At 63.5% G+C, this 6,563-nt stretch carries 5 protein-coding genes; 4 read left to right on the top strand and 1 reads right to left on the bottom strand.

What is annotated here, in order from left to right; all coding sequences use genetic code 11:
* Positions 1–78 precede the first annotated feature (78 nt).
* Positions 79–1,098: a quinone-dependent dihydroorotate dehydrogenase gene (locus RG836_RS14415; protein ID WP_310846560.1), complete on the bottom strand. Its 1,020-nt coding sequence runs from the start codon at positions 1,096–1,098 to the stop codon at positions 79–81.
* A gap of 229 nt (positions 1,099–1,327) precedes the next feature.
* Here RG836_RS14415 and RG836_RS14410 point away from each other — a divergent pair, with 229 nt between their 5' ends.
* The 4 genes from RG836_RS14410 to RG836_RS14395 all read left to right on the top strand — a co-directional run bounded on the left by RG836_RS14410 (position 1,328) and on the right by RG836_RS14395 (position 6,445).
* Positions 1,328–2,539, top strand: coding sequence for a CmpA/NrtA family ABC transporter substrate-binding protein (locus RG836_RS14410; protein ID WP_310846558.1), 1,212 nt, complete (start codon positions 1,328–1,330; stop codon positions 2,537–2,539).
* A 15-nt stretch (positions 2,540–2,554) separates the two neighbouring features.
* Positions 2,555–3,130: an ANTAR domain-containing response regulator gene (locus RG836_RS14405; RefSeq protein WP_310846556.1), complete on the top strand. Its 576-nt coding sequence runs from the start codon at positions 2,555–2,557 to the stop codon at positions 3,128–3,130.
* Positions 3,131–3,555: 425 nt separating this feature from the next.
* Complete coding sequence (locus RG836_RS14400; RefSeq protein WP_310846554.1) at positions 3,556–4,767, top strand: nitrate/nitrite transporter; 1,212 nt, start codon at positions 3,556–3,558, stop codon at positions 4,765–4,767.
* A 7-nt stretch (positions 4,768–4,774) separates the two neighbouring features.
* Complete coding sequence (locus RG836_RS14395; protein ID WP_310846552.1) at positions 4,775–6,445, top strand: bifunctional protein-serine/threonine kinase/phosphatase; 1,671 nt, start codon at positions 4,775–4,777, stop codon at positions 6,443–6,445.
* Positions 6,446–6,563 lie beyond the last annotated feature (118 nt).

Below are 6,563 nucleotides of genomic sequence, written 5' to 3'. Positions count from 1 at the left end.
CAATGTGTCGTTCAGCATTGATCTTGACTGATACACCGCATTCGCGAGCAGGCTCGCTCCCACCGTAAAGCGCCGGCCTTAACGGCGCGCAGCGATGGCGTCGACAGACTCGCGAATCAGCGCCGGGCCTTTGTAGATGAAGCCCGAATAGATCTGCACCAGACTTGCCCCGGCGGCGATTTTCTCGGCCGCGTGCTTGCCCTCGGTAATCCCGCCCGCCGCGATGATCGGCAAGCGCCCGGCCAGTTCCGCGGCCAGCACCTTCACCGTGTGGGTACTCTTGTCGCGCACCGGCGCGCCAGACAAACCGCCTGCCTCGTCACCGTGCTCCATGCCTTCGACGCCCACCCGGCTCAGCGTGGTATTGGTGGCGATCACCGCGTCCATCCCGGTCTCGATCAAGGCCTGGGCGACCTGCACGGTTTCTTCGTCAGTCATGTCCGGGGCAATCTTGATCGCCAGCGGCACGTGCTTGCCGTGGCGCAATGCCAGTTCAGCACGGCGGGTAGCGAGGTCGGCCAGCAGTTGTTTCAGCGAATCGCCGAACTGCAGGCTGCGCAGGCCCGGTGTGTTTGGCGAACTGACATTGACCGTGACGTAACTGGCGTGGGCGTAGACTTTGTCCAGGCAGATCAGATAATCGTCCACCGCACGCTCGACCGGGGTCGAGAAGTTCTTGCCGATATTGATCCCCAACACGCCCTTGTATTTGGCGGCCGCCACCCGCGCCAGCAAGTGATCGACCCCAAGGTTGTTGAAGCCCATGCGGTTGATGATCGCCTCGGCCTCGGGCAAGCGGAAAATCCGTGGCTTTGGATTGCCCGGCTGCGGCAACGGGGTGATGGTGCCGATTTCGACAAAGCCGAACCCCAGTTGCGCAAAGCCATCGATGGCCGCGCCGTTCTTGTCCAGGCCTGCGGCCAATCCCACCGGGTTCGGGAAGTCGAGGCCCATGACCTTCACCGGCAACTTTGCCGGGGCCTTGCACAGCAGACCGTTGAGACCCAGGCGCCCCCCCGCGCCGATCAAGTCCAGGGACAGATCGTGGGAGGCTTCCGGGGAGAGTTTGAACAACAACTGACGGGCCAGGGTGTACATGGGCGGCTTGGACTCGGGCGGCGAAAAGAGGCGGCGATTATAGCCGGGCCCGACCTCCCCTTGCGAGGCGCGCGGCGAAATCCGCCGTCGCTGGCATATGCCTTGCACCACAGCTTTTATCAACAGGCCCACCAACGGCGGCGGGCGTGGCAGGACAATGGCGTCGTCACCCGGCCTTGCTCGCGCAAGCGTCCGAGTCACGACGTTTTTTTATGGAAGGTGCGATCTGATGAATGAAGTTCCAGCCAATCCCCTGGCCTGGGTCAATGGCAGCGATGGCCCGGAAAAATCCTCGGTCAATCTCGGCTTCATGGCGCTGAGTGACTGCGCCTCGGTGGTGGTCGCGGCCACCCAGGGGTTCGCCCAGCCCTATGGCCTGACGCTGAACCTGAAGCGCCAGGCGTCCTGGGCCAACTTGCGGGACAACCTGGTGAACGGCGAACTCGACGCCGCGCACAGCTTGTACGGGCTGATTTACGCCGTGCATCTGGGCATTGGCGGCGTGGCGCCGACCGACATGGCGGTGCTGATGGGCCTGAACCAGAACGGCCAGAGCCTGAACCTGTCCCACGGTTTACAGGCGCTGGGCGTGACCAGTCCTGAGGCGCTCGACCGGCACGTGCACCAAAGCCGCGCAAAACTGACCTTCGCCCAGACATTCCCGACCGGTACCCACGCCATGTGGCTGTATTACTGGCTGGCGAGCCAGGGCATTCATCCGTTGCACGATGTCGACAGCGTGGTGGTACCGCCGCCGCAAATGGTCGCGCACCTGCAAGCCGGGCGTATCGACGGGTTCTGCGTCGGCGAGCCCTGGTGCGCCAGCGCGGTGAAGCAAAACCTCGGCTTCACCATGGCCACCACCCAGGCGATCTGGCCAGACCACCCGGAAAAAGTCCTTGGCTGCACCCGCGAATTCGTCGAGCAATACCCCAACACCGCGCGCATCCTGGTGATGGCGATGCTCGAAGCCAGCCGTTTCATCGAGGAAAGCACCGAAAACCGCCGCAGCACCGCGCAATTGTTAAGCGCCCCGCAATACCTCGACGCGCCGCTCGACTGCATCGAACCGCGGTTGCTTGGCGACTACGCCGATGGCCTCGGCAATCGTTGGCAAGACCCGCATGCGCTGCGGTTTTATGGCGACGGCGAGGTCAACTTGCCCTACCTGTCCGACGGCATGTGGTTCATGACCCAGTTCCGCCGCTGGGGGCTGCTGCGCGACGACCCGGACTACCTGCAAGTGGCCCGCGACGTGCAGCAATTGGAGTTGTATCGTGAAGCCGCCGCCGCCGTGGGCGTGCCGGCCCTGGGCAAGGAAATGCGCCGCAGCCAATTGATCGACGGCAAGGTCTGGGACGGTTCCAACCCGGCCGATTATGCCCGCAGTTTCAAGCTGCACGCCCTGAGCGACAACGCTCCCCAACTCGCTCGCCGCTGACAGGAGACCGCGACCATGCTGCGAATCCTGCTGATTAACGACACCGCCAAAAAAGTCGGGCGCCTGAAAGCGGCGCTGACAGAGGCCGGCTTCGAGGTGATCGACGAATCAGGGCTGACCATCGACCTGCCCGCGCGCGTCGAAACAGTGCGCCCGGACGTGATCCTGATCGATACCGAGTCACCGAGCCGCGATGTGATGGAACAAGTGGTGCTGGTCAGCCGCGACCAGCCACGGCCAATCGTGATGTTTACCGATGAGCACGATCCGAGCGTGATGCGCCAGGCGATCAAGAGCGGCGTCAGTGCTTACATCGTCGAGGGCATCCATGCGCAACGCTTGCAGCCGATCCTCGACGTGGCCATGGCACGCTTCGAAAGCGACCAGGCCCTGCGTGCGCAACTGCACGCACGCGACCAGCAACTGGCCGAGCGCAAACGCATCGAGACCGCCAAGGGTCTGCTGATGAAGATGAAGGACTGCAACGAAGAACAGGCTTACACCCTGATGCGCCGCCAGGCGATGAGCCGTCAGCAGAAACTGATCCAAGTGGCGGAGCAGATCATTGCCATGAGTGAGTTGCTGGGCTGAAAACTCTGTGAACAAAGAGTTTTGTGGCCAGTGAACATGCTGTGGCGGATTGAGTTCCTGTGGCGAGGGAGCTTGCTCCCGCTGGGTTGCGAAGCGCCCCTAGGCTTTTTGGGTCTGCTGCACAGACCAGCGGGAGCAAGCTCCCTCGCCACAAAAGCACATAAGCCGCCATAACAAATCACAACGCGAACCCGAGCCACATCCTGCTATTGGCACAAATCTGGCTAAGCAATCTTCACAGGTAACCAACGGCGGTTGCCCCACCTACGACAAAGACGTCGCTCACCCGATTGCCCAACGGCGAATCCGGGAGCGGCGTTTTTTCGTTTTGGCCCCAGCGAACGGGGTCGGTGGTGCGGCCGGCGCGGCGCCCCACCTGCAAGCTCATGACTCTTGTTCAAGACTCTTCACAGCTGAGGTGCGCGATGAATGCAAGTTTTTGGAAATCCGGCCATACCCCGACCCTGTTCGCGGCCTTTCTCTATTTCGACCTGAGCTTCATGGTCTGGTACCTGCTCGGCCCGATGGCGGTGCAGATTGCCACCGACCTGCAGCTGACCACCCAGCAGCGCGGCCTGATGGTCGCCACGCCGATCCTCGCCGGTGCGGTACTGCGCTTCCTGATGGGCCTGCTTGCCGATCGCCTGTCGCCGAAAACCGCCGGGCTGATTGGCCAGGTGATCGTGATCGGCGCCTTGCTGGTGGCCTGGCAACTGGGCATCCACAGCTACGAACAGGCGCTGTTGCTCGGGGTCTTCCTCGGCATGGCCGGCGCCTCGTTCGCGGTGGCCCTGCCGCTCGCGTCGCAGTGGTATCCGCCGCAGCACCAGGGCAAAGCCATGGGCATCGCCGGTGCGGGTAACTCGGGTACGGTGTTCGCCGCGCTGCTGGCGCCGGTATTGGCGGCGGCATTCGGCTGGAGCAACGTGTTTGGCTTCGCCCTGATCCCGCTGATCATCACCATTGTGGTGTTCGCCTGGCTGGCAAAGAATGCCCCGGAGCGGCCGAAAGCCAAGTCCCGCGCCGACTACTTCAAGGCGCTCGGTGACCGCGACAGTTGGTGGTTCATGTTTTTCTACAGCGTGACTTTCGGCGGTTTCATCGGCCTGGCCAGCGCCCTGCCCGGCTATTTCAACGATCAGTACGGCTTGAGCCCAGTGACCGCCGGTTACTACACCGCAGCCTGCGTGTTCGGTGGCAGCCTGATGCGTCCATTAGGTGGCGCCCTGGCCGACCGTTTCGGCGGCATCCGCACCCTGCTCGGCATGTACAGCGTGGCGGCGATCTGCATTGCGGCAGTGGGCTTCAACCTGCCGAGTTCCTATGCGGCACTGGCGCTGTTTGTCTGCACCATGCTCGGCCTCGGTGCTGGCAATGGCGCGGTGTTCCAATTGGTGCCGCAGCGTTTCCGCCGGGAAATCGGCGTGATGACCGGCCTGATCGGCATGGCCGGCGGCATCGGTGGCTTCGCCCTCGCGGCGGGTATGGGCGCGATCAAGCAAAGCACCGGCAGCTATCAACTGGCGCTGTGGTTGTTCGCCAGCCTCGGCGTGCTGGCGTGGTTCGGCCTGCACGGTGTTAAACGTCGCTGGCGCACCACGTGGGGCTCGGCGGCCGTAACGGCGGCGCGAGTCTGAGCGCTCAATGAGTCTGCAACTGAGCTTCGCCGAGGCTAGCGCCACCGGGCCTCGGGAGGAAAACCAGGATGCCTTGCGCCTGGTGACACCGGCCCCGGCGCTGGCGGCGAGCAAGGGCTACCTGTTCGCCATCGCCGACGGCGTCAGCCAATGCGCCGACGGCGGACTGGCCGCCCGCTCGACCTTGCAGGCCCTGGCGCTCGACTACTACGCCACCCCGGAAACCTGGGGCGTAGCGCAAGCGCTGGATCGCCTGCTGCTGGCGCAAAACCGCTGGCTGCAGGCCAACGGTGGCGGGCAACCCCTGCTCACCACCGTCAGCGCTTTAGTCCTGCGCGGCAGGCGTTTCACACTGGCCCACGTCGGCGATTGCCGGGTCTACCGCTGGCATGCCGATGAGCTACAGCGGGTCAGCGAGGACCACGTCTGGGAACAACCCGGCATGCAGCATGTGCTGAAACGCGCCCTCGGCCTCGATCAACACTTGGTGCTGGACTTTCTCGATGGTGAGTTGCGCCCGGGCGAGAGCTTTGTACTGCTCAGCGACGGCATCTGGGCGGTGCTCGGCGATACCGCGATCGCGGCGATCCTGCGTGATCAACAGGACTTACACAGCGCCGCGCAAACCCTGGTCAGCGCCGCGCACCTGGCCGGCAGCCAGGACAACGCCAGCGCCCTGCTGGTGCGGGTCGACGCCCTTGGCCAGGCGACCATCGGCGATGCCTTGGTGCAGTTGCAACAATGGCCACTGCCGCCGCCGCTCAAGCCCGGCCAGTACTTCGAGGGCTGGACGGTGGAAAGCATTCTCGCCCAGAGCCAGCAATCGCTGCTGTACCGGGTGCGCGATGCGCAGCAACAGCCATGGTTGCTGAAAACCCTGACTCAGGCCTTGCGCGATGACCCGCAGGCCGGGCAGGCGCTGTTGTCTGAGGAGTGGTTTTTGCGGCGCGTGGCCGGGCGGCATTTCCCCGAGGTCCACGCCTTGGCCCAGCGTCAGCATTTGTACTACGTGATGCGTGAATATTCGGGCATCACCCTGGCGCAACTTTTCACCCAAAAGGGCCCGCTGCCCGTGGCGCAATGGCGCGACCTGGCGGAACGCTTGCTGCGCGCCGTGGGCCTGCTGCACCGGCGGCAGATTTTCCATCGCGATATCAAACCCGAGAACCTGCTGCTGGCGGATGACGGCGAACTGCGGCTGCTGGATTTCGGCCTGGCCTGGTGCCCTGGTTTGTCGGAAGACCAGCCGAACAGCTTGCCAGGCACGCCGAGCTACATTGCCCCGGAGGCGTTCAATGGTGATCGTCCTACCGCGCAGCAGGATTTGTATGCGGTCGGTGTGACCTTGTATCACCTGTTGACCGGGCATTTTCCTTACGGCGAGGTCGAGGCTTTCCAGAGGCCAAGGTTCGGCGTGGCGGTCAGCGCCAGCCGATATCGGCCCGACTTGCCAGAATGGCTGGGACAAAGCCTGGAACGCGGGACCGCCGCTAACCCGGCGCTGCGCTATGAAACGGCGGAGGAATGGCTGCTGGCGCTGGAACAGGGTGAGCGCCAGACGCTGAACATTCGTCCGCGACCGTTGTTGGAGCGCGAACCGCTAAAAGTCTGGCGCACGTTGGCGTTGGGGGCTTTATTGATGAATGTGGTGCTGCTGTATTTGCTGTTTCAGGGCTGAGATCCAGTTGCGCCTTTCGCGAGCAGGCTCGCTCCCACCTTGAGTTATGTCGCCTGGGGAGCCTGCTCCAGCATTGGAAGGTGTCGTCTTTGGGGACTGGTCACTATTGAAGGTGCCG

The organism is Pseudomonas rhizozeae (assembly GCF_031583775.1).
Classification (GTDB): Bacteria; Pseudomonadota; Gammaproteobacteria; order Pseudomonadales; family Pseudomonadaceae; genus Aquipseudomonas.
The sequence above is the reverse complement of the archived record's forward strand: the minus strand, read 5'-3'. Positions and strand labels throughout refer to the sequence as shown.